This is a genomic window from Paenibacillus sp. 7516, assembly GCF_002272715.1.
Classification (GTDB): Bacteria; Bacillota; Bacilli; order Paenibacillales; family Paenibacillaceae; genus Paenibacillus; species Paenibacillus illinoisensis_A.
Genome location: NZ_NPBI01000025.1, coordinates 66,272 through 91,751, shown reverse-complemented (window position 1 = coordinate 91,751; position 25,480 = coordinate 66,272). Strand labels below are relative to the sequence as shown.

Annotated in this window: 19 protein-coding genes; 3 read left to right on the top strand and 16 right to left on the bottom strand. The window is 46.5% G+C overall.

The features are described 5' to 3' along the window. Positions 1–10: 10 nt before the first annotated feature. Positions 11–736, bottom strand: a complete 726-nt coding sequence (locus tag CHI14_RS22325; RefSeq protein ID WP_170948233.1) for a polymer-forming cytoskeletal protein — start codon at positions 734–736, stop codon at positions 11–13. A 14-nt stretch (positions 737–750) separates the two neighbouring features. After that, complete coding sequence (locus CHI14_RS22320) at positions 751–1,374, bottom strand: YhbD family protein (RefSeq protein WP_095291418.1); 624 nt, start codon at positions 1,372–1,374, stop codon at positions 751–753. Between the two features lie 296 nt (positions 1,375–1,670). Between CHI14_RS22320 and CHI14_RS22315 the strand changes: the two genes are divergently transcribed. Both CHI14_RS22315 and CHI14_RS22310 read left to right on the top strand, forming a co-directional pair. Beyond that, on the top strand, positions 1,671–2,459 hold the full coding sequence (locus tag CHI14_RS22315; protein ID WP_095291416.1) for an alpha/beta hydrolase: 789 nt from the start codon (positions 1,671–1,673) through the stop codon (positions 2,457–2,459). A 454-nt stretch (positions 2,460–2,913) separates the two neighbouring features. Further along, positions 2,914–4,011, top strand: coding sequence for an HD-GYP domain-containing protein (locus CHI14_RS22310; protein WP_095291415.1), 1,098 nt, complete (start codon positions 2,914–2,916; stop codon positions 4,009–4,011). A gap of 579 nt (positions 4,012–4,590) precedes the next feature. On the opposite strand, the gene argH is transcribed toward CHI14_RS22310, so the two are convergent. The 7 genes from argH to argC all read right to left on the bottom strand — a co-directional run bounded on the left by argH (position 4,591) and on the right by argC (position 13,600). Further along, a complete protein-coding gene (gene argH, locus CHI14_RS22300; RefSeq protein WP_095291484.1) occupies positions 4,591–5,994 on the bottom strand; it encodes an argininosuccinate lyase in 1,404 nt (467 codons plus the stop codon). A 108-nt stretch (positions 5,995–6,102) separates the two neighbouring features. Further along, positions 6,103–7,338 (bottom strand): argininosuccinate synthase, encoded by a 1,236-nt coding sequence (locus CHI14_RS22295; protein WP_095291411.1) that lies wholly within the window; start codon positions 7,336–7,338, stop codon positions 6,103–6,105. A 93-nt stretch (positions 7,339–7,431) separates the two neighbouring features. Further along, positions 7,432–8,397, bottom strand: coding sequence for an ornithine carbamoyltransferase (argF, locus tag CHI14_RS22290; RefSeq protein ID WP_095291410.1), 966 nt, complete (start codon positions 8,395–8,397; stop codon positions 7,432–7,434). Positions 8,398–8,596: 199 nt separating this feature from the next. Then, a complete protein-coding gene (locus tag CHI14_RS22285) occupies positions 8,597–9,853 on the bottom strand; it encodes an aspartate aminotransferase family protein (protein ID WP_095291408.1) in 1,257 nt (418 codons plus the stop codon). Positions 9,854–10,131: 278 nt separating this feature from the next. Then, positions 10,132–10,971: an acetylglutamate kinase gene (gene argB, locus CHI14_RS22280; protein WP_095291407.1), complete on the bottom strand. Its 840-nt coding sequence runs from the start codon at positions 10,969–10,971 to the stop codon at positions 10,132–10,134. A gap of 224 nt (positions 10,972–11,195) precedes the next feature. Then, the gene (gene argJ / locus CHI14_RS22275; protein ID WP_095291405.1) at positions 11,196–12,434 is read right to left on the bottom strand and encodes a bifunctional glutamate N-acetyltransferase/amino-acid acetyltransferase ArgJ; all 1,239 of its coding nucleotides are present in this window, start codon (positions 12,432–12,434) and stop codon (positions 11,196–11,198) included. A gap of 116 nt (positions 12,435–12,550) precedes the next feature. After that, positions 12,551–13,600, bottom strand: coding sequence for an N-acetyl-gamma-glutamyl-phosphate reductase (gene argC, locus CHI14_RS22270; RefSeq protein ID WP_095291404.1), 1,050 nt, complete (start codon positions 13,598–13,600; stop codon positions 12,551–12,553). A gap of 333 nt (positions 13,601–13,933) precedes the next feature. On the opposite strand from argC, the gene cls reads away from it, so the two are divergent. Further along, a complete protein-coding gene (cls, locus tag CHI14_RS22265) occupies positions 13,934–15,382 on the top strand; it encodes a cardiolipin synthase (protein WP_095291402.1) in 1,449 nt (482 codons plus the stop codon). 299 nt (positions 15,383–15,681) lie between these two features. Here the strand turns inward: cls and CHI14_RS22260 are convergent, their stop codons facing one another. The 7 genes from CHI14_RS22260 to CHI14_RS22230 form a co-directional block, all read right to left on the bottom strand. Then, positions 15,682–16,587: a YitT family protein gene (locus CHI14_RS22260; protein ID WP_095291401.1), complete on the bottom strand. Its 906-nt coding sequence runs from the start codon at positions 16,585–16,587 to the stop codon at positions 15,682–15,684. A gap of 126 nt (positions 16,588–16,713) precedes the next feature. Further along, positions 16,714–17,827 (bottom strand): peptide chain release factor 2 gene (gene prfB / locus CHI14_RS22255; RefSeq protein ID WP_127541016.1). Its coding sequence is split into 2 segments (ribosomal slippage): positions 16,714–17,754 and positions 17,756–17,827, totalling 1,113 coding nucleotides; the frame shifts between segments, so codons are not numbered across the junction. A gap of 247 nt (positions 17,828–18,074) precedes the next feature. Continuing rightward, positions 18,075–20,579 (bottom strand): preprotein translocase subunit SecA, encoded by a 2,505-nt coding sequence (secA, locus tag CHI14_RS22250; RefSeq protein ID WP_095291398.1) that lies wholly within the window; start codon positions 20,577–20,579, stop codon positions 18,075–18,077. Between the two features lie 810 nt (positions 20,580–21,389). After that, positions 21,390–21,953 (bottom strand): ribosome hibernation-promoting factor, HPF/YfiA family, encoded by a 564-nt coding sequence (gene hpf, locus CHI14_RS22245; RefSeq protein ID WP_095291396.1) that lies wholly within the window; start codon positions 21,951–21,953, stop codon positions 21,390–21,392. A 357-nt stretch (positions 21,954–22,310) separates the two neighbouring features. Further along, a complete protein-coding gene (locus tag CHI14_RS22240; protein ID WP_024631599.1) occupies positions 22,311–22,508 on the bottom strand; it encodes a cold shock domain-containing protein in 198 nt (65 codons plus the stop codon). Between the two features lie 212 nt (positions 22,509–22,720). After that, positions 22,721–24,547 carry a glycosyltransferase gene (locus CHI14_RS22235; RefSeq protein ID WP_170948232.1) on the bottom strand — a complete coding sequence of 609 codons (1,827 nt, stop codon included), beginning with the start codon at positions 24,545–24,547 and terminating at the stop codon, positions 22,721–22,723. Positions 24,548–24,562: 15 nt separating this feature from the next. Beyond that, a complete protein-coding gene (locus CHI14_RS22230) occupies positions 24,563–25,477 on the bottom strand; it encodes an NAD-dependent epimerase/dehydratase family protein (protein ID WP_095291393.1) in 915 nt (304 codons plus the stop codon). Between the last annotated feature and the right edge of the window lie 3 nt (positions 25,478–25,480).

Sequence of the window (25,480 nt, the reverse complement as noted above, 5' to 3'; positions counted from 1 at the left end):
TAAATCCCACTTAAATGCGCTGGCTGCTGCCCACTCTGGCATCCGGATCAATCTCAAGCTCGCCTGAGTATTCAACAAGTCTGATGCTGCACCCACGGCCAATATACACTTTGCTGCCACGAACAATATCAGCCTCCGTATCTTCCAATACGATCTCATCCCCTTCAATTAAAGATGTTTTGAAGGAAGGTGTACCGCCCAGACCGATACTTTTCCAAAAGCCACTTTGTTCCTTTCGACGAATATCAATACGTTCTCCGCCAATCTCTTTGGCTGAAGAAGATGTATGCAGCTTGATCTCAACGGATCCTGCATTCAGGAAACCACTAATTTTGATGTTGCCCTGTACGTTCAGGGACTCACATTGCACGTCACCATCAATCGTGATCATGCCGCCAATATCGATACGTTCTCCATCCACTCGTCCACGTACGGTACACTTGCCGTTTACTTCAAGCTCAGGACTAATGAGGTTTCCATGAATGGTTGTCAGGCCATCCACACGAACACGGGAGCTGTTCAGGGGGCCATTCAGCGTGCACATGCCGTTGATGGTTGCACTTTCCGTACTTAAGGCTCCATGCATCTTCAACGTCCCATTCACACTCAAGGAGGTACAATCCAGATTGCCGTTTACTTTAGCCATGCCATCAATGGAAACCCGGTGAAAAGCTCCACCTGCTGTTTGACTCAAACCTGATACATTCAGATCATTTCTCAAATGACGTTCTTCCATGTCCATTCTCCCCTTTATCCCAATTTAAGTTTCAGCTCTTCCATAAACGTGCCCAGCGGAACTCTCAGTACCACTTTGACGCCCTGATCAAAATAAAGCTCTGATCCTGAACCAACCAGCATAAATGTCGGTACGCCCATCTTGCGAATAAGCAGCAGCTCACTTGCTCTGTTTGCAAAACGATAATAATGCTCAGACATGACCTCAATCAGCAATGAGCCCTCCTGACGGGTAATATCCCCGCTAAGTAACAGCTTCTCAAGGACATAGAGCATCATAATCTGCTCCAGAGCATACATGGGTTGTTCCCGTCCGGCCTCTTTTACCAATTCAAGTGAAGGCAATGAAACAATGTTTCGGTCCATTAATTGCTCAGCAGACATTTCTACCTCACCCAGTGTGGGCGAAAATACGTCTGCCAGCTCATCCAGTGATAGTCCATCCTTCATATTGAGGATCTTATCGATACGTGTCAGCATCTGCTGTTTAGGAAAAAAAGTTTCCTGACCTGTGTATGAAGACTTCCGAATAAACCATTCCTCCGGAATCAGGTTTTTCCGCTTCCAGCGGTATAACTGACCATAGGAAATCCCCGTAAGGTCCAGCAAGTCTTTTTTGGAGATCAATTCATCCGTCATATATGGTCCCCCTTTGTGTTGATGACAGTGTAACATAACATTGTTACGCTTTGAAGCATAGAAATCATTTTGCTCAACATGAACCTCAATTAACCACTACCTGCTTAACTTTTAATTGAACGCTGCCCGATCTTAGTTAATACATCACTTTCTTTAGCTATGAATGTTGTTGTTGCAATGCACGAGGTTTGGGTATAACCTGTGTGATAGAAACGAAGGAGCCATTAACTGTGCCCGCATTCAACTCAGGCAGGACATTCAGTTAATGAATTCATGAAAGGGGTTACTTTGTAGAGATGGCACTCATTAAATGTGATTTTTACTCCGACACGCTAGGACTCAGCACGAGCATGCATGTTATTCTGCCTCAGCAGACCCATAATCAGATTGGGATGGATAACGTTTCGGGCAAAGGACTTCATCCTACGCTGTATTTGCTGCATGGCCTATCGGATGATGATTCCATCTGGCTGCGCCGGACATCCATTGAACGTTATGTGGCAAACCTCGGAATCGCTGTTGTCATGCCGCAAGTGCATCGCAGCTTCTATACGGATATGGCCGAAGGCGGACGTTACTGGACGTTCATCAGCGAAGAGCTGCCTGCCCTGGCACGCTCCTTCTTCCCGCTGTCTTCCGAACGGGAAGACAACTACGTTGCCGGCTTGTCCATGGGTGGTTACGGGGCATTCAAACTGGCCCTGCGCAAACCGGAGCAATATGCCGCAGCAGCAAGCTTATCGGGGGCTCTAGATATGGCTGCACATATGGATAACAAAATTCTCTCCGCACTGCAGCAGACCGAAATGGAGCGCATCTTCGGACCAGAGATCAAGGGCTCGGAGAATGACCTGCTTCATTTGCTGAAAGAGAGCCAGGCAAGCCAGGGACCACGTCCACTTCTATATCAATGCTGCGGCACGGAAGATTTCCTGTATGAAGAGAACCAATCTTTCCGTGAGGCTTGTGCACAGACCGATTTTCAGTTGACCTATGAAGAAGAACCTGGCGGACATGACTGGGCATACTGGGATGCGAAGATTCAGAATGTACTGCGGTGGCTGCCACTGCCTGAACGGAACTAAAGGGAAGCGCTCCGCTGAGCAATGAAAGAAAGTAAGAGGATTTCCAGCCTTACATGCACTCCTAATCTCTTTAATTTGCACTAAACAAAAACGTATATTCTAGATTTAATATTTTAATTTGCTTACCCGCTTTTCTTACTAAAGGAAGCGGGTATTTGGCTTGAAATATACAAGACACCAGAACTACATGACACTAACCCATCCTCCTAATGTCTCATACATTTGGTTTGAGTGAGTAATTAGTATCAATTGATTCTCGTTGTTAAATGTACCGAAAGTACCATAACATAAAAATGTGATTATGACGAAGATATAAGATGAGCCATATTAACTAATTAAATTAAACCGAATAAAGTTACTACATACTCTATATTTAGGTTATTAAGCATCTCTTTCTTTTCTATAGATGAGAGAAGCACATACATATAATACATAAAAATCGGGGGAAGTCTGCATGGAGTTTAAGGATTACGATGACTTAGTAGGGAAACATTTGAAACAAAATATTACGGATGTTAGAGGTGTTCTTCTAATAGCCAAAGGTACCCTTCTGCTTCCTGAACATATAGACAAACTAAAAAAATTCAACATTCATATTCTGGATGTAGAGTCGGCATTGGAAGTTAACGAAGTGGATGAGGAGACTAATGATAAGATACATACGCACAACCAAGACAATGTCGATCAGCCACGAATACATTTTCCGTCTATCCCAACCAAAGAGCTTATTCATCAAACGGAGTCCTATCTTAAAGGGATGAAAAACAACCTTGAACTAACCGGAACAGTGGATATTGAAGAAGTTGAAGATAAATTAACTTCGGTTATTCTGGACACATCGAATTCAGCGAGTTTGTTCCGACTCCTTTCAGAGCTAAAGGGAACACGGGATTTTCGCTATACCCACAACATGGGGGTTGCATTCATTGCAACCAAGCTGGGGAAACAACTCCGCTTGGATGAACAGGAATTAAAGACATTGACTACTGCAGCAACTCTATATGATATCGGTTCTACCAAGCTTCCTTCGGATTTAGTGAACAAAACGTCCAGATTCAATGCAAACGAGTATGAAATCATGAAACAGCATACGATCTGGGGACATGATATGTTGAAGAACTCCATGGCGAGCCCTCGTGTAGCTTTGGTTGCACTTGAGCATCATGAGAGAGAAGATGGCAGTGGTTATCCGCATCGTTTAAAAGGAGATCAGATCGACCCTCTGAGCAAAATAGTCGCTCTTGCTGATATTTATATGGCCATGATATCCCCTCGTCCATACAGAGAAGCCCACCCTTTCTTCAATGTTGTTAATATGATTCACGAAGAAATTATGGATAATCGTCTGGAGTCCCAGATTGGGTTAACTTTTTTGGAATCATTAATGGCATCCCAACTTGGTTGTGAAGTTTTGTTATCCGATGGGAGACAAGGTAAGATCGTACTCGTCGATAGAAATTATCCTACTCGCCCTTTAATCGCGCTAGATAATCAGGACTTCCTTGATCTGACTAAAACAACGACCATAACTGTAAAGGAAATCATCGGGTGATGAAAATGGTGACATTAGGAGATCGATTATCGTTAGATGACAAAACCCTATCCAGGGATATATCATGTCTGTTGGAAGTTGCTGATGCTGAATTATTTCCTGAAAACACAACAAAAAAGTTAATCAACATTCTGCGAAGGAACGGTTATGATTGCATTGAAGACCTTGTTAACGCAAGTGAAAAGGAGATTCGGCTTCTGAAGTACATTGGACTGCAAACGTTTAACACGCTGAAAACCTTGTTAATGGAGCTATCCGAGTCTGAAAGATCCAGGAATTCGGAAAGGAATATAACACACAGCTCAAAAGTCACTAAAGGATTTAGCACAAACTCTAAATATTCATTATCCTGGACTGACAGATACTAGCCACTATTCCCTTCTTCCTAAACATACATAGATAAACGCCCCTTATTGCTGAAACATCACTTTAAACACGAGTTTATAATCTCCTGAAATGAAAAAAGCCCCTCAGGTCTTGCGGTAAGAGTTCATGTAACAGAATCTCTTACCCACTCCAGACCTGAGGGGTTTTAAGAAGGCGTCCCTTCCTTATAAACAATATAGAGCAGCGGGGCCGTTAGCCGCGGCTAGTGATCCATTGCGCCGTAATGTCCAGCACCTTTTCACTGCGTCCAATGGCTTCAGCCACTTGTCCGAAAGCTGTGCCACCATATACGTTACGTGCGTTTACCACCGCTTCCGGTTGAAGCACATCGTAGATGCGGTCGTCGAACAGCGGGGAGAACTGACGGAACTCATCAATGCTCAGATCCAGCAAATACTTGCCGTTCTGGATGCAGTACAGTACCGTTTTACCGATGACTTCATGCGCCTGACGGAAAGGCAAGCCTTCACCCACGAGGAAGTCAGCAATGTCCGTTGCGTTGGAGAAGTCCTGGTTCACCGCTTGGCGCATCCGGTCCTTGTTCACTTTCATTGTCGCAATCATCGGTGCGAACAATTGCAGCGCACCTTCCAGCGTAGCAACCGTATCAAACATGCCTTCCTTGTCTTCCTGCATGTCTTTGTTGTAGGCCAGAGGAAGGGATTTCAAGACGGTCAGCAAACCGATCAGGTTGCCGTATACACGTCCGGTTTTACCACGAACAAGCTCCGGAACATCCGGATTCTTTTTCTGCGGCATAATGCTGCTGCCTGTGCAGAACGCATCGTCCAGCTCAACAAAGCCAAATTCGGTACTGCTCCACAGCACCAGTTCTTCACTCAGACGGGACAAGTGAGTCATGATCAGGGAAGCAGCTGCAAGGAACTCCACGATAAAGTCACGGTCACTAACCGCATCCAGACTGTTCTCGTACACACCGTCGAAGCCGAGCTGCTCGGCTACAAAGTGGCGGTCTATCGGGAATGTTGTTCCTGCAAGTGCACCTGCACCTAGCGGCAGAACGTTAATCCGTTTGTAGCTGTCCATCAGACGCTCTGCATCCCGTTGGAACATGGAGACATACGCCATCAGGTGATGTGCGAACAGAATCGGTTGTGCACGTTGAAGATGGGTATAGCCCGGTACGATTGTATCCAGGTTGTCCTTGGCCTGTCCGATCAACGCTTCCTGCAGCGCATGCAGCATGCCGACAAAACCAACTACACGCTCACGCAGGTACAAGTGCATGTCTGTTGCGACTTGGTCATTCCGGCTGCGACCTGTGTGCAATTTGCCACCGACAGGGCCAATGGTTTCGATCAGGTTTTTCTCAATGTTCATGTGGATGTCTTCATCCGAAACAGAGAATTCCACTTCGCCTGCACGGATTTTGTGCAGTACCGTAATCAAGCCTTCCTTGATCGTCTCCACATCTTCCGCAGGCAAAATGCCGCATTTGCCCAGCATGGTTACATGGGCGAGACTGCCTTGAATATCTTCCTCAGCCAAAGCTTTATCAAAGTTGATTGATGCCGTGTATTCCTCAACCAGATGATTGGTTTGTTTGGTAAAACGTCCTCCCCACAGCTTGCTCACGGTGAGTTCTCCCCTTTCGTTCATGGACAAAGCCGCCCCTGCCCGATGTGCAAGAACGGCCTGCCCTGTAAAGTTATATTGGTCATGATATGAGGCTATTTTAAAGTATTATTTCTTGTTTTGTTCCACGCCGGAATTAACTTTCAGACGCAGGGCGTTCAGGCGGATAAAGCCGGTTGCATCTCCTTGATCATACGCTTGTGTCGGGTCAGCTTCCATCGTAGCAATGTCCGGGTTGTACAGGCTGACAGGGCTTTTCACGCCTGCGCCAATGATGTTGCCTTTGTACAGTTTCACACGTACGGTACCTGTTACGTTTTTCTGGCTTTCGCTTACCAGCGCTTGCAGTGCCAGACGTTCCGGTGCGAACCAGAAGCCGTTGTACACGAGTGTGCTGTAACGGGTGATCAGGCTATCACGCAGGTTCATGACTTCACGGTCCATGGTGATGGATTCCATTTTACGATGTGCCGTAAACAGGATCGTTCCACCTGGTGTCTCGTATACGCCGCGGCTCTTCATGCCAACAAAACGGTTCTCAACCATGTCGACACGGCCAATGCCGTGCTTGCCGCCCAGTTCGTTCAATTGTTCCATCACTTGAAGCGGGCTCAGGCGCTCGCCATTCAGGGCTACGCAGTTGCCTTGTTCGAATTCCAGTTCAACGTATTCCGCTTGATCTGGTGCATCTTCCGGTGCGTTGCTGAGCAGGAACATGTCTTTGTTCTCGTCCGTGCTTGGGTCAAACCAAGGATCTTCAAGCACACCGCTCTCATAGCTGATATGCAGCAGGTTACGGTCTGTAGAGTAAGGCTTAGCTGCGGATGCCGTTACCGGAATACCGTGTTTCTCTGCATAAGCGATCATCTCGGCACGTCCCGGGAACTGGTTGCGGAATTCTTCCAAACGCCATGGCGCAATGACTTGAACGTCCGGTGTCAGCGCAGCTGCATTCAACTCGAAACGAACCTGGTCATTTCCTTTGCCCGTAGCGCCGTGAGCGATCGCAGTAGCGCCTTCTGCACGAGCGATGTCCACCATGCGTTTCGCGATTAGCGGACGAGCGATACTTGTGCCGAGCAGGTATTGTCCTTCGTACAGAGCACCCGCTTGGAACATCGGGTAGATGAAATCTTTCGCGAACTCGTCGCGCAGATCGTCGATATATACTTTCGAAGCGCCGGTAGCGAGTGCTTTTTCTTCCAGGCCGTCCAGCTCATCCTTTTGTCCGATATCTGCAGTAAATGCGATAATTTCTGCATCATAGGTTTCTTTCAGCCATTTCAAAATTACAGATGTGTCCAACCCGCCGGAGTAGGCGAGTACGATTTTTTCCTTAGCCATGTTCGTTGGTCCTCCCCAATTTCAGTTACTATAAACTTTTATCTATCATCGCTAACCCTGCGCCTAAAATCAACTCATTTAGACAAACAGCGGCTATTCGCTCATTAACGCGGCCATCAAGGCCTTTTGTGCATGCAGCCGGTTCTCTGCCTGATCAAAGATCAGGGAGTTTGGTCCATCGATCACGCCCGCGCTTACTTCTTCTCCGCGGTGTGCCGGCAGACAATGCAGGAACATGTAATCTGGCTTCGCGCCTTTCATCAGTTCCTCATCAACCTGGTACGCAGCAAAAGCCTGCTCACGAATCTTCTGTTCCTCTTCAAAGCCCATGCTTGCCCATACATCGGTATAGACGATATCGGCATCCTTCACAGCTTCCTGAGCACTGTACGTAACAGTCACTTCAGAACCGCTTTCCTTCGCAATGCTGCGCGCCTGCTCTACCACTGCGCTATCCGGCTCATAACCTTTTGGCGTCGCTACAGCAACATGCATGCCCATCTTCGCTGCACCCAGCATGAGAGAGTGAGCCATGTTATTACCGTCTCCGACATAAGCCATTTTCAGGCCAGCCAGTTTGCCTTTGTGCTCCAGCACGGTTTGGAAGTCAGCCAGTACTTGGCATGGATGAGCAGCATCGCTCAGACCATTAATGACCGGGATATCGGCATGCTCCGCCAATTCAGTCACATTATGGTGCCCAAAGGTACGAATCATGATGCCATCCAGGTAGCGGGACAATACTTTAGCCGTATCATGGGTTGTTTCCCCGCGACCAAGCTGGATATCGTTTTTGCTCAGGAAGAGCGCGTGTCCACCCAGCTGGAACATGCCTACTTCGAAGGATACACGCGTGCGCGTAGATGATTTTTCAAAAATAAGTCCGATCGTTTTGCCTTTCAGCGGCTGATAGGCTACGCCGTTTTTTTGCTTGCCTTTGATCTCAATGGCCAAGTCCAGCAAGTAGCGAATCTCTTCGGCAGTGTAATCCGTAAACTCAATAAAATCACGGCCTCTAAGATCAATCTTCTGGATTTTCTCCGTTTGTTGTGCTGTCATGTGAATGTTGTCCTCCTTATATCCGGTTCCCTGCACCCGCTCGGGCAGAAGAGCGCAGCCGTGGCAGCCGACGCTCATTCAGGCTATGGTTTACTCTCTTCCGCAGGTTCTCCGCGCGGCTACAGGGATTCATCATCTAGTTCTGCGCCAGGGCCATGAAAGGCCCCGGTACAGCATGCTCTTCATTTTGTCAAATGGATTAGGCCTTCTTCGCTGCTACATGCTCTTCAATCAACGTTGCCACCAGGGATACTGCTTCATCGATTTCTTCCTTGCTCACATACAGATTCGGAAGCAATCGAATGACATTCGGCCCTGCGTTGACGAACAAGATACCACGTTTCTGTCCAGCCAGAACGATGTCGCCTACTGGCTCTGCACATTCGATCCCGACCAGAAGCCCCAATCCGCGAACTTCCTTCACAAATGAATTGCCTGCCAAACGATTCCGCAGGGAGCTCATCAGATAGTCACCCATCTCAGCAGCGCGCTCAGGCAAGCGATCTTCCAGCATCGTTTCAATCGTGGCAATCACCACGGACGAAGCTAGTGGCGTACCCCCGAATGTCGTTGCATGGCTGCCTGGCGTAAACGCATCCCGCAGGAAACCTTTACCCAGCATCGCGCCTACTGGGAAACCGCTGCCGATCCCTTTGGCTACCGTAAACACATCTGGCTCAATGCCATAGTGCTCATGTGCAAACAGCTTGCCTGTACGTCCCATTCCGGTCTGTACTTCGTCTACGATCAGCAAGAGGCCTTGCTCGTCACACAATTTCCGTACATGCTTGACGAATTCCGGTTCGACCGGATATACACCGCCCTCGGCTTGAACCATTTCCAGCATAATCGCTGCTGTTTTGGGGCCAATCGCCGCTTCCAAAGCTGCAATATCATGCAAAGGAACGGTCACGAATCCGGCTGGCAATGGTAAAAATCCTTCTTTCACCTTATCCTGCCCTGTTGCTGTCAGTGTTGCGAGTGTCCGTCCGTGGAAGGACTGGGCAAACGTAATCACCTCATAACGGTCGTTCCCTTTCACCTTCTGATGGTAGCGACGGGCTACCTTAATAGCCGCCTCATTGGCTTCCGCGCCACTGTTGCAGAAGAACACCGCATCCGCGCATGTATTGGCTGTCAGCAACGCAGCTGCTTTCTCTTGACCTGGAATCTGGAACAGGTTGGAGACATGCCAGAGCTCATCAATCTGAGCTTTCAGCTTGGCTCCCACTTTCTCCGGTGCATGGCCAAGGCTCGTTACAGCGAGTCCGCACATGAAGTCGAGATAACGGTTGCCCTGATCATCCCATAACCAGCTGCCTTTACCCTTGACCAGACTGATTGGATAACGCGCATACGTTTGGAAAAGAGAGCTTTCCGTCTGTGCCGCTGCACCTGTTGCTGCTGCTCCCGCTACTGCTGTGCCAGAACCTGGCTGTTCATTGCCTTTTGCCATCACCTTTCACACTCCTATTCCTTTTTGTAAGTATACCGGTACTCCATATAAGACAAACCAACCTACACAGAGCCACTCCAATTGCAGCACCATCTTCCGATCGCTGTTATCCCCGGATTTTTTTGATCTACTTTTTTAGAGGTTAACATCCGGGGATAAACGCGAGCGCTTCGCTTCTCCAGATCGGTTCTGCACTCTACGTTCTTGTGTAAAGTTGCTATTCAACTTATATATAATCCGTACAGAATATTAATCTATCTGTTTGCTTGAAATTCAGCTTATTGCATGCGGATAATTCGGGTTCCGATCGTTTCCCCCTGAAGCACGCGGCTCAGGATCTGTGGCTCGCTTCCGTCCACGATGATTACTTCACGTACTTTGCCATGAATGCATGCAATCGCTGCGCGCACCTTAGGGATCATACCGCCGTAGATTTCTCCGGTTTGAATCATGTCCTCGATCTCTTGTACGGAGACCGATGGCAGTACCTTTTTCTCCCCGTTAACGCTCTTCATAATTCCGGGTACATCTGTCACAACGATCATCCGGCTTACACCGAGGTGGGAAGCTACCGCTCCTGCGGCTGTGTCAGCATTGATATTATACCGTTGTCCGTTTGCATCCACGCCTACGGGTGCAATCACAGGCATATATCCCATGTTCACAATGCCTTGGATAATTTCTGCTTGAACGCCTGTTACGTCTCCAACCCAGCCGATCTCTGCATGATTCGCCACGGGTTTGGCTTGGATTAAACCCCCGTCTACGCCGGACAAGCCCAGCGCATGTCCTCCGACGCGCTCGATCAGGCGTACGATCTGTTTGTTGATACTCCCGGCCAGCACCATCTCCACGACATCCAGCACGGGTTCGGTCGTTTTGCGGAGTCCATTCACGAACTCGGTTTCAATGCCCAGCTTCGCCAGATTCTCCGATATTGCCGGGCCTCCACCATGCACGATGACGGGCTGAGTTCCCTGGGACTGCAAGTCACGCAAATCCGCAAAAAAGGATTCCGGCAGCGCAGCGAGCGTGCTGCCTCCGCATTTCATGACAAACGTCTGTTTCTCTGCACCCTTTTCCACTCCGGCACTCTCATTTTGCAATGTTGAATTCATGAGGAGCACTCCTTTCAATTTTCTTAAAATGACTATAGATTGTTACACTTGACCACTCCGAGTGCTAAACCATCTTTCGATCGCTGTTGTCTCCAGGTTTTTTGGAATCCCTCTAAATAGGGGAAACCCGGAGACAAAGGCGAACGCTTCGCTTCTACAGATTGGTTCCGCACTCTCCGTTAACGTGTAAATGTAGTTATATTTTTTATAAAATGAAAGGCGTATTAAGTGCGGTATGCCGCGTTGATGCGTACGTAATCGTATGTCAGGTCACAGCCCCATGCTGTAGCCTTCCCTTCGCCGTGGTGCAGATCCACCACAATGCGAACCGTATCAGTTTGCAAGTAGGCCAGTGCAGCCTCTTCGTCGAATACAACTGGACGGGACTGCTCAAGTACCGAGATATCTCCCAGACGGATATCCACGGTGTCCGGGTTCACCGGTTGTCCTGCACGCCCTACGGCTGCAATAATCCGTCCCCAGTTTGCGTCCGCGCCGAACATCGCTGATTTCACCAAGCTGGAGCCGATAACCGTTTTGGCAATCGCCTGTGCCGATCCATCACTCACTCCACCCGTAACCTGCACCTCGACCAGCTTCGTTGCCCCTTCCCCATCACGTGCAATTGCTTTGGCCAGCACTTCACACACATAAGTGAAACCTGCAGCAAAAGCGTCCCAGTCCGGATGGTCCGTGGTCAATTCTTCGTTCCCCGCCATCCCACTAGACATCGCGACCAGCATGTCGTTCGTGCTCGTATCTCCATCCACGGTGATCATGTTAAATGTATGGTTGGTCGCCTGACGCAGCAAACTTTGCAGTGCTTCTGCGCCAATAACCGCATCACTCGTCATAAATGCGAGCATCGTCGCCATGTTGGGATGAATCATGCCAGATCCCTTGGCTGCACCTGCAATCGTAACGTTCTTGCCGTTTACAACAACAGATACGCAGGCTTCCTTTTTCACCAAATCGGTCGTCAGGATCGCTTGAGAGAATTGCTCCGCTTCATTGGCATCCTGCCCCAAACTTGCCGGCAATGCGCTGATGCCCGAGTGTACTGCGTCCATTTTCAACAACTCACCGATCACACCAGTCGATGCCACAGCAACATCCTCTTCAGCTACACCAAGTTCACGTGCTGCTGCCGAACGCATCGCATATGCATCCTTTTCACCCTGCTGCCCAGTACAAGCATTGGCATTACCACTGTTAACAACAACGGCCTGAAGGCGTCCATTGCTCAAGCTCTCGCGGGTTACCTTCAGCGGCGCAGCCTGGAATACGTTTGTCGTGTAAACGGCCGCTGCCGTAGCTGGCACTTCACAACGGATCGCTCCGATATCGTTGCGTGATGTTTTTTTCAAACCGCAATGAAGTCCGCCAGCAGCGAACCCGCGCGGGGTTACAATCGTTCCGTTTTCCACTACGGTGTAAGCCTGTTGCTTCACATTTGTTCCCATATGTTATCCCCCGTGTGCGTTCGGCTGCATGCCGATTGACCGCCTGCTAATCCTGAATTCGGTGATCTCCTGAATGGCTCCGGAAGTGCAGCAGCCTGCTCTCCCGATCCCCTTCTTTACGGATATACCGGCGTCATGTTCAGCCCGAGGTTTTCCTCCCATCCCATCATCAGGTTCATATTTTGAATCGCTTGCCCGGAAGCACCCTTCACCAGGTTGTCGATGACCGATATGATTGTTAAACGTCCGGTTCTTGGATCAACCGCAAATCCGATATCACAGTAGTTGGATCCTTGCACTTCTTTGGTCGAAGGCCAGATGCCTGGTTCACGCACTCTCACAAAAGGTCGATTCTCATAATACTTACGGTACAGATCTACCAGGTCTCGATCACTGTGTTCTCCCACCAGGCTGGCGTACATCGTACTCATGATCCCACGTGTCATTGGCACCAGGTGTGTCGTAAAAGTCACCGTTACAGGACTTCCGGTAATATTGCCAAGCACTTGCTCAATCTCAGGTATATGTTGATGTTTGTTGATTTTGTATGCTTTGAAATTTTCGTTCATCTCTGCATAATGGTTCGTCAGACTCGTTCCCCGTCCAGCACCGGATACGCCGGATTTGGCGTCGATAATAATTGTGGATGGATCGATCCATCCTGCTTCCACTGCAGGAATAAGCCCCAGAAGGGTAGCTGTAGGATAACAGCCCGGGTTGGAAATAAAGTTTTTGCCTTTTACCTCATCCCCGTACACTTCGGCCATCCCGTATACAGCCTGTTCCAGCAGTTCACTCGGCGGAGCCGGGTGTTTATACCACTGTTCATATGCGGCTCCATCCTTCAATCTGAAGTCCCCAGACAAGTCGATCACCTTCAGCCCTGCTTCGAGCAGGCTTGGAACGAGCTTTGCGCTTACTCCGGATGGGGTAGCTGTGAATACCAGATCTGCACGTTCTGCAATCTCAGCCGGAACTACGCCATCCAGTGGCCTGCGAATCACATCCGTCAAATGCGGAAATCCGTCTGCAATAGACTCGCCGCTGCTGGATGAAGAGATCACCGAAGTGATTTCAACCTGTGGATGGTTCTGAAAAAAACGAATCAGCTCCACCCCGCCGTAGCCGGTGGAACCGACAATTGCCACTCTCAATTTGTTACTCACTCTCGCTCCCCCAATCCTGTTGTATGCGATACTTATACGATGCTCACGCCTTCATACGGCCCTCACACGGTAATTCCGTCGCTTCTATGCATATTTGTGTATTATTATACGACTCTAGTTATATAAATACAACACTCTACCATCAATTTCACATGGATTCTTATCAAATCCGAACATATCTTTCCAAATATCTGCGGACGAACCCGAATACTTCTGCTAAAATACGTTTTATAGGAAACATTACATACCAAGGTCTTATTCATAACAAATTCTACACGAGGAAGGGTTTATGAATGGATTCACGTTGGTCATTACGAGACATGGGGGACTACAGTGCATATTGAATCCATTTTACTTATGGTACTCCTGGGCCTGAATATTATCTTCGCTGCAGCAGTCGTGTTCTTCGAACGCAAGGATGCCAGTGCATCCTGGGCTTGGCTGCTTGTATTGAACTTTATTCCTGTGCTTGGGTTTGTACTTTATCTACTAACAGGTCAGAATCTGACCCGCTACCGGCTGTTCCAATGGAAAGAGAGAAAGAAGCTTGGTCTGGAGGAACGCATCGCCGCACAGCTCGAACAGCTGCATGATAATCGGACGCCATTCAACAACAGAGCCACCGAAAGCAGCCAGGACATGATCTATATGAATCTGAAACAGAACGGCGCTCTCCTTACGGAAGATAATGCTGTAGAGATCATCACGGATGGAACGGACAAATTCCAACGGTTACTCGATGATATTGAAGCGGCGCAGGATCATGTACACGTTCAATATTACATTTACCGGGGCGACCGGTTGGGTAAACGCATTCGGGATGCCCTGATCCGCAAAGCGCGGGAAGGCATCAAGGTTCGTCTGCTGTACGACGCGCTTGGATCGCGGCGGGTGTCGAATCGCTTTTTCAAAGAACTCCGCGAAGCAGGCGGTTTGGTGGAAGTCTTTTTCCCATCGAAATTCAGTCTGATCAACCTGCGCATGAACTACCGCAACCACCGTAAAATTGTCATCATTGATGGTAATCTCGGTTATACCGGCGGATTTAATGTGGGTGATGAGTACCTCGGGTTGAATTCCAAATTCGGTTATTGGCGTGATACCCATCTGCGGATTCAGGGAAATGCCGTTCATGCGCTCCAGACGCGCTTCCTTCTCGATTGGAACGAGGCATCCAAGCAGCATGACACCCCTTATGTTCCTGAGCATTTCCCGCATATTGAGGGTACAGGAACGACGGCGATGCAGATTGTCTCCAGCGGACCGGATGCAGAGACGGAGCACATCAAGAACAGTTATCTGAAGATGATTAATGGAGCCAAACATTCCATTCTGATTCAGACGCCATACTTCATCCCGGATGCCAGTGTATTCGAAGCCATACGTCTCGCGTGCCTGTCAGGTATCGATGTGCGCATCATGATTCCCAATAAACCGGATCACGCCTTCGTGTACTGGGCAACACTGTCTTACATTGGTGAGCTGTTAAAAGTCGGAGCAAAAGTATTTATATACGATAACGGCTTCATCCATGCCAAAACACTCATTATTGACAGCATGGTCGCATCGGTGGGTACCGCCAATATTGATTACCGCAGTTTCCGGTTGAACTTTGAGGTGAATGCCTTTATGTATGATGAGGTCATTGCCACGGCATTGGTCAATACCTTCGAGCATGATCTTAAGGTATCCCGCGAGATAACGCAGGAGGAGTATAACAAGCGCAGTCTGAAGATTCGTTTCAAAGAAGCGATCTCCCGCTTACTTTCTCCAATTTTGTAACTCCGCTGACAGAATAATATTCCGATCGCTGTTATCCCCAGATTTTTTAGATTCCTTATATAAAGGGAAAAATCCGGGGATAGCCTATGCTTCCGATGTAGCTTTCTTTTAGAAAGCTTTTAGGCGAGCGCTTCGCTTCTCCAGATTTATTCTGTCCTCTCCGTTATGATGTAGGTTTACTCCAAATAGTTACAACCTAAAAAAAGAAAAAGCAGGGACATCCTCCGCCATCTTTGGCTGGAATGGACATCCCTGCTTTTTTTATTTTATAGCGAAACTTTAATGGGCACTAACTGAGATTATGCCTCGTCTCGCTTAAAGCCTTCGCCGAGCACTTCGTGCGCATTACTGATAATAACAAAAGCCCCCGGGTCCACGGACCGGATCAGTGCTTTTAGTCTTGGCACCTCATTTTGCCCCACCACGACCATCAATACGGTACGCTGGTCGTCCGTGTAGCCACCCTTCGCCTCAAGCTTCGTTAATCCACGATCCAGATCGGCAAGGATAACTTTGGTGATCGGCTCCGTCTTGTTGGAGATAATGTATGCAACCTTCGAGTAGCCAAGTCCCATCTCCACGGCATCAATGACTTTACCAGTAACGTATAGCCCAATCAGTGCATAAAGTGACTGTTCCAACGACAATACAAACGCAGCCATAATAATTACCGTAGCATCCATGATCACGACGCAAAGAGAGTAACTGAGTCCACTGTATTTCTGTACGATTCTGGCGAGGATACTCATCCCACCTGTTGAACCTCTTCCCCGGTATACAATGCCGATGCCGAGCCCCACACCGATACCTCCATACAGAGAGCCGAGTAAAGGATTCGTCGTGGGAATGGCCCAGTCTTTCGTAAGATAAACAAACAGGGGCAGCACAATACTGCCGAGCACCGAACGGATCCCGTACTGTTTACCAATAAGCAGAAAGCCTGCGATGAGGAGTGGAATGTTAATGGCCCACTGCGTGTATGCGGGTTCTAGCCCCAGCCATTCCTTTCCAAGAATAGACAGCCCGGATACTCCACCTGAAGCGATCTGATTAGGTAATAAAAATAAGTTAAAGGCTACCGCAATGAGAAACGAACCAAAAATAATGGATGCCGTATCCACTACGTTTCTCCAAGGTCCGTTCAGGGGGATCAGGGTGGCTAACCTCTTTTTGCGGTTTGGAACGAAATGCTGATGCTCTTGCATGGTGTCGTGCTCTCCTTTTATATGACTGATAAGTTGCTGATTTCTCTTCCCGATTTGGGCTCAAAAAAAAGCCCCTGTATACACCAGCATACGCCTACACGTATCCGGTCCATACAGGAACTTTGATTACTCGGTTTCTACTTTAATCTGGCTGCGCAAATAACCGTCGATGAATGCATCGAGGTCGCCGTCCATGACTGCACCTGTATTTCCTGTCTCTACGCTCGTACGGTGATCCTTTACCATACTATAGGGATGGAATACATAGGAGCGAATCTGGCTTCCCCATGAAATATCCGACTGATCGCCTCGGATTTCATCCAGCTGTTGTTTTTGCTCTTCAATTTTGCGCTCATACAATTTGGAACGAAGCATCGTCATCGCGCGCTCACGGTTCTTGATCTGTGAACGTTCGTTCTGACACGTTACCACCACTCCGGTAGGAATGTGTGTGATCCGCACGGCAGAGTCGGTGGTATTGATGTGCTGTCCACCCGCGCCACTCGCACGATACGTATCAATCTTCAGATCCTCTGTCCGGATGTCCACTTCCACCGTATCGTCGATCTCTGGAACAACGTCACAGGATACGAAGGATGTGTGTCTGCGGCCCGAAGAGTCAAAAGGAGAGATCCGCACCAATCGATGGACACCCTTCTCTGCTTTTAGATAACCGTAAGCATTATGTCCCTTGATGGATAACGTAACACTCTTAATCCCTGCTTCATCGCCTGGCAGATAATCCAGAACCTCTACCTTGAAGCCGCGTTTCTCAGCCCAGCGAGTGTACATCCGGAGCAGCATTTGTCCCCAGTCCTGTGACTCGGTACCGCCGGCACCCGGGTGAAGCTCAAGAATGGCGTTCATTTTATCGTACGGTTGATTCAGTAGAAGCTGAAGCTCAAACTCTTCCAACTTGCCTACGATGGCCGTAACGCTGCTGGCAACCTCGGCAGCCAAGTCTTCGTCGCCTTCTTCATCGGCCAGCTCAACCATCATCAGGGCATCGTCATAGTCCTGTTGGAGTTTGGCATATTGATCAACCGATCCCTTCACCGCATTCATCTCAGCGATCACCGACTGTGCCTTCTCATTATCATCCCAGAAATCGGGAGCCGACATCTTCTCTTCAAAGTTCTCAATCATTTCCTGTTTGAGATCTAAGTCAAAGAGACCCCCTAAGGTTTGTTAGTTTCTTGCCTATTTCACGCAGGTCCTGCTTCACGCTTGGATCAATCATGTGCAATTCCTCTTTTCATTAAGATAAGCTCCCCGCAAACCGGGCACTTCTCCAGATCAGGTGTCAGATGCTTCACCTCGGTGTCCAGATTACCATTATAGCGGCAATTCTCTTCACCTGGATCATGGCTGCATAGTTATAACTATGCACCAATCACTGGTTATGCATCCTTCATTTGATCATTAGAAATGCCCGGCTGCGAGGAGCCGTTCATGTATTCTATAGGATGTAAACGAAAATAGTTTAACTATTCTTGGCCGTGGCAGTGTTTATACTTTTTGCCGCTGCCGCATGGACAAGGATCGTTGCGGCCGATTTGGTCGGAGACTTTTACCGGACGCTTCTCAGCAGGTTCTCCGCTAGTCGAGATCTGGCTCTCTTCCACTACCGCTTGACGCTCCTGATTGCTCTCGATTTGGGCTCTCATCACATAAGTTGCCACTTCTTCCTGGATTGAAGCAATCATCTGATGGAACATTTCAAAGCCTTCAAATTGGTACTCACGCAGTGGATCTGTACCGCCGTATGCACGCAGGTGGATACCTTGACGCAGTTGATCCATCGCATCAATGTGGTCCATCCATTTGCTGTCGACTGCACGAAGCACAACGACTTTCTCAAACTCACGAACCATTTCTTCACCGATACGCTCTTCGCGTGCATTATACTTCTTCTGCACTTTATCAAACAGGTACTCGATGATCTCTTCGGCTTCCTTGCCCCACAGCTCGTCCTTGGTGATCGCACCATCATCCAGCAATTTGCTGTTCATGTAGTCCGCAACTTCCTGCAGTTCCCAGTTCTCTGGAATGTCGTCACTGCAGTGTGCTTCAACAATACGTTCAATGGAAGGCTTGATCATATCCATAACGATCTGTTTGATATTTTCGGATTCAAGCACCTCACGGCGCTGTTTATAAATAATTTCACGCTGTTGGTTCATGACGTCATCATATTGAAGAACGACTTTACGTACGTCAAAGTTGTTTCCTTCAACACGTTTCTGTGCGGACTCAACTGCACGAGTGATCATGCGGCTCTCAATCGGTTGGTCCTCTTCAAAGCCAAGACGCTCCATCATGTTCAGTACGTTGTCTGCACCGAAGCGTCTCATCAGCTCATCACCAAGTGACAGATAAAACTGTGTAGAACCCGGGTCACCCTGACGTCCCGCACGTCCACGCAGCTGGTTATCGATCCGGCGTGATTCGTGACGCTCTGTACCGATAATATGAAGACCGCCGACTTCAGCTACGCCTTCACCCAAAATAATATCTGTACCCCGGCCAGCCATGTTGGTTGCGATCGTAACCGCACCTGCTTGACCAGCTCCAGAGATAATTTCTGCTTCTTCCGCATGGTACTTGGCATTCAATACCTGGTGTTTCACACCACGGCGTTTCAGCATGTCGGAGAGACGCTCGGAGTTCTCGATCGATACCGTACCGACCAGAACCGGCTGGTTTTTGCTGTGGCGTTCTACGATTTCTTCCACTACAGCTTTGAACTTGCCATCGATGCTCTTGTATACGACATCTGCCATGTCATTCCGTTTGTTCGGACGGTTGGTAGGAATCTGCAATACTTCGAGGCCGTAGATTTTCTTAAACTCTTCTTCCTCGGTTTTCGCTGTACCCGTCATCCCCGCAAGCTTGCGGTACATACGGAAGTAGTTCTGGAATGTGATTGTAGCGAGCGTCATACTCTCATTCTGTACCTCGATGCCTTCCTTCGCTTCAATCGCTTGGTGCAAACCATCGCTGTAACGACGTCCTGCCATCAGACGGCCTGTGAACTCATCGACGATCATGACTTCTTCTTCGCTGACTACGTAGTCGACGTCACGACGCATGATTACATTCGCTTTTAGTGCCTGTACGATGTGATGGTTAAGCGTAACATTGGCGTGATCATACAAGTTCTCAATGCCAAATGCTTTCTCCGCCTTAGCTACCCCACCTTCAGTGAGGGCAACGGATTTAACTTTGATATCAACTGTAAAGTCTTCTTCCGGGGTCAGACGTTTCACGAAACGGTCTGCTGCATAGTACAAGTCCGTTGACTTTTGCGCTTGTCCAGAAATGATCAGAGGCGTACGCGCCTCATCGACCAAGATGGAATCCACTTCGTCAATGATACAGAAGAACAGCGGACGTTGTACCATTTGCTCTTTGTAGAGCACCATGTTGTCACGCAGATAGTCAAACCCAAATTCATTGTTCGTTCCGTACGTAATATCACAAGCATATGCATGCTGTTTCAGCGCATGGTCCATGCCGCTCAGGTTAACCCCTACCGTCATGCCCAGGAATTCGTAGATCTGTCCCATCTCCTGGCTGTCACGCTGTGCCAAATAGTCATTGACGGTAACGACGTGTACCCCTTTGGACATCAATGCATTCAGGTAAACCGGGAGAGTTCCTACGAGGGTTTTACCTTCACCCGTTTTCATCTCGGAGATGCGGCCCTCATGCAGAGCGATACCACCCAGCATCTGTACGTCATAATGACGTTTGCCCAGAACCCGGCGGGATGCTTCACGTACCGTTGCGAATGCTTCCGGCAGAAGCTCGTCCGTTGTTTCCCCTTTTTCGATACGGGCACGGAATTCCTCGGTTTTGGATTTCAGTTGCTCATCAGACAATGCCTGAAATTGTGGTTCCAGTTTATTGATCACATCGACCGTCTTCATCAGACGTTTAACATCACGTTCGTTCATGTCGCCGAAGATCTTTTTGACAAGTCCTAGCATGGTATACCCCTTTCGTGCAAAACAGAATAGACCCCCTGCTGCCGCCATGCGACACCATCGGATGGATATGTGCATCCACTTGCCCGGGGGTGACAAACGATATAAAACATTAATATAGATGAATCAACTCCAGGCTTGACCAAGGTTACTCATGAAGCTGATTCGATATTCACGGACTCGCTCCTTGCATAATAAGGGCAAATCCAAACCTTACGAATCATGTTCATGGTGCTGTGCCTGTCATTGATTATGATTAGCGATCATTCGTTGACAATTCCTCATCAGGACAATGATTCTCTTGCATAAATTGTAACAGTTTGTAAGGGTCGCCGCAACACGCCGAGGCATACTTCTTGGAACTTCTGAAGCCTCTTAGTACACGTTTAAGTGCAAAAAATCATAGCCGTTAGCGGAAGCCCTTCTTTTCGCTGCAACATTTTCAGATCATATGGTTAAACCAAGAAAGTGTTCATGGTAAAATTGGAACCTTTTCTCAGTTTACTGAGTCTATCATAAAACTCCATTACTTACACATTAAGTGCGTTAAAGTTCATCTTTTTAGTGGGTAGTACTCCTGCTTCCTACTCTCTATTAGACGCAGCTGCATGGGAAATAGTTTCATAAACTTGCTCGCACAAATTTTCCCGGCTGCGTCCATGCAGAAAAGAGCCCCATCCCGTATGGGATAGAGGCTCTTGTTAGTTTGATCATTTAATCATACAGGATACTAAATTGTCCTCCTGTAGTCCATTTTTCGTAAGTACTCATTTTAACCTTTAATGGGTCATTCAGAGTCATCGTACAAAGGTATTAACCTTGCTCGATTAAACCATACTTCCCATCGTTCCGTTTGTACACAACGCTGACCTCTTCATTCTCAATGTTGGAGAATACGAAGAAATTATGGCCGACCATGTTCATCTGGAGGATTGCCTCTTCCACGTCCATCGGTTTCAACATAAACCGCTTGGTCCGTACCACTTCAAAATCATCATCATCCGTATCCACATCCAGTTCAGCAGTAGCTACTGTACCTGTCGGATCTTCAACGAAGAGTGTTTTCAAGCTGCCTTCCTGGCGGAACTTCCGGTTAACTTTCGTTTTGTGTTTACGGATCTGACGTTCCAACTTGTCCACCACAGCATCAATGGAAGCGTACATATCGTCGCTCTCATCTTCAGCGCGGAGCACAATGCCTTTCAAAGGAATCGTCACCTCAACCGTATGCAAGCCTCTCGTCGTGCTCAATGTTACAGCACCGTCAGAGTTAAGGGGTGCATCGAAATACTTCTCGAGTCTACTCAACTTTTTGTCGACATAATCTTTCAAAGCATCGGTAACCTCGATTTGTTGACCTCGAATACTTAAATTCATAGGGCACTCCTCCTTTTCCTTTGCCACTTCATTATAACACGAATGTAAGCGCCATGTAAAAACTCCCGGTGACCGAATCATGACATCTATTCAGGCCACATCCGCCCACCTACGCGTATCGCCATATTTCGCGGTATTTCATCATATTTAGGCGAAATTCTGTATTTACATGATGTTGATATAGGGCGCTTGAAGAAGTAATTAACCGTTTTCCTCTTTTCTCAATCTATTATGTAATATCTTAAAATGAATCTATTAGAAAAACAAAAAAAGACCCCGGAAAACCGGAGTCTATTGCTAGCGATAATTCAATTGGAAACCATCTAACCATATATGTAGGTCGGATTGTCCGGATGATTATAATTTGATTACGTTAGCGGCTTGAGGTCCACGTGCGCCTTCGACGATGTCGAATTCTACGGATTGACCTTCTTCCAAAGTTTTGAAGCCTTCGGATTGAATTGCGGAGAAGTGTACGAATACGTCGCCGCCATCTTCAGTCTCGATGAAACCGTAACCTTTTTCTGCGTTGAACCATTTTACTTTACCTTGCATGCACTAACATTCCCTTCGTCGTCAAATGAAGTGAGGCTCTTGCCCGAGGCCTTAGCCCACAATTCAGACTATACCATCCAAACTTATCCATTGTCAATTGGTAAAGAAAATGTTTTATTGGTATAAAATGTTATAAAATGTCGAAACATTTAACCTTGTAACTAAATTTAATTACTGTCGAGACATTATTCAATTAATACAAATTGTTAACTTCAGCTGAGTTGCAATACATATTTTTTAAGATTTTCTCGCCAGACTCCATTACTCCTCATAACTTCATTGTGCTCACTAAAATGTTTTAAATAATGTGAATCAGAGCAATATCGGTGAACCTCATCAATAATTTCCAAGAGTTCCTCTTGTGAAGTGAATTTTTTATAAAAAAACTCTAATGATATGTATATCAACCAGAAAGTCTTATCACAAAGTTTTTTATACATTTTCCCCATAATTTCTTCATCATTAGAGATTTCCATGGAATTTATAACTTCAAAAAAGCCACGATGTTGCTCCAGACGACTTTCGATTGTTGCATACTGTGATACTTCTCCTCGTTTGTTAATTATCTTGATATTCTCTGCTTCCATTTTCTCAGGTATTCCTTCATTAACGAGTTGCAAAGAAGTTGAATACACTGCTCCATATTCACACATCAGCAATTCCCAACACATATGTGGATAGTGCAAAGTAGCTTCATTCCCTGATAAATGAATTGTTTCAACCTTTTCGATTACTTGTTTTTCTACAAGTATTTCTTTATTGAAAATAATACCTGACATATAATTTGAAGTCAGCATAAATTGATAAATTGACTCTGTCCCTGGTGAGGTTACAATTTCTTCAAATTTACTCTGTTTAGTTGTACTTGACTTAACTATAGCCAAATCAGGTTCAGAGCGTAAGAATGATATTATTTTTTCTAAAGTAATCAAATCCACCGAGTCTTCATCGCTTAGGAGAAGAAGAAATTTCCCCGCTGCCTTCTTACATACATTCACCAAATTACCATAAAACCCTTCATTTTTATGAAGTTCAGTATATGTTATTCGGCTGTCGGTACAGGCCTCTATTTCATTGTAGAAACATGAAGTATCATTTTGAGACCCATTGTTAGAAACTACCACCTCTAACTCATAGTCATAACTACTACTCAGCAAATGAATTACGTTTTCTAACGCTCTATGACCTCTATTGTATGAAGGTATACAAATACTCAGTAAGACGTTCTCACGATTCTTGCTTAGTGATGTTCTCCGATGATTATGAATATATTGAATATACTCTTGAGATTTTTTTATTTCAGTTGAGAAACTTATTATGTTTCTTGGTATATAGTTCGTATGGAGTTCAAAAAAACTTTTCATTGAGTGATAAGAAAGGAACAGTGTAAGATGCTTTAACTGTGTATTGCCCCCCCCTTGGAGTGTTGCGAGGAATTTGTCCTCCTCCTCAATTAGAACGAAACACTCACGCTGCTCTTTGGCGATTGAGGGCACAGCAGATAACGAATTACCGATCTCAAACTTCTCTACATACAAAAAAGAAGAGAATGAGTCAAATTCATTTTTTTTATAGCATGACGCTTTTGTCTCAAATAAAGTAAAAGCGTTATTTATTTCTTTTGTCTTTTTGTTATAAAAATAATACTGGTTTTCGACTTCTGTAGGAATTAAATAGTAGAGCAACTCAGAGAATTCTTTTCCATAAACCGGTAATTTTAAAACCTTTAAATTCTCAATGTAATTCATTTCATACTCAGGAATGTTGGGTTCAATAAAAGCTTGTCGAATAAGATAGTCTATTTCTTCAGAAAATTCCAATGATTGTGCGATCTTAAACATCGCTATAGCCCGATGATATTCTCCTGATTCGAATAAAACCTCTCCAAAAAATTTATAAAAACGATGTTTATTTTCATTTGAATGATGGTCAGGATTGTTTGAAACATCTTCATAAATTTCATCGAGTTTAAAAACAGCTTGTTCTACATTCCCTTCTTGTACCCAGTGCAAAAGCTGCTCCCACTCGAAATCATTCATATTGAACCTCATTTCTCAAATTTCCAATTGATTTCTCACATAATCGACCGTCTCTCGAATCCCATTAGAGAATGTTGTTAGTCCGATACAACCAATATCTTGTTCCAATTCAGCAATGTCGGTCGAAAGATGCATCACTTGGTTTGGGGCATATGGAATCCCACCAAACTTTAGTGGCTGTAAAGGTGAAACTTCATCTCTCATTTGCTCGACAAAACTTTTTAAAGGACGGGTGTCTTTACTACCTATACAGTAAACTTTTCCATTCAATCCCTTTAAGGATAGTTCATAAAAAATTTTTGCTGCATCTTTACTATAAAGAAAATTCCATATTTGCTCGCCTTTAGTGAAATCTATACTTTCTTTTAATAACATTTTTCTAATCGTGTCAATAACCATTGTTTGGCTATCATCGTAAGGACCATATACACTTAGCACCCGCGTCCAAACATGCTTAATTTTTAATTGTTCACAAAGTATCCTACTCAATTGTCCTGCACTTAGCTTAGCTATACCATAACTATTCTCAGGAAAAGTCGCAGTTTTGGAAGTAAGAGGATAAGATGACCTTCCGTATTCTGCTTGAGAACCGGCGCCAATAAACATATGGCAACCCAGGTCTTTAGCTAAACGCACTGCGTCTAACGTGTAACTAATATTGCTGTTCTGTGTATCAACGTTATTACGTCTAGGTCCAAAACTGTCATTCCACGCAAAATGATAAAAAACATCATATTTCCCCTGAATATTTGCTGTTGCATATTCGTCCAAATTAAGTTCAACTATTTTGATTAAATGACTTTTTGGGAAATATTTAATACCTGTAGATCCTTTACGACATATAGCTAGTACTTCCACATTGTTTTCCAAAAACAATTGAACTAGGGCCATTCCAATAGAGCCGGTAGGTCCTGTAATTACAACCTTCATATT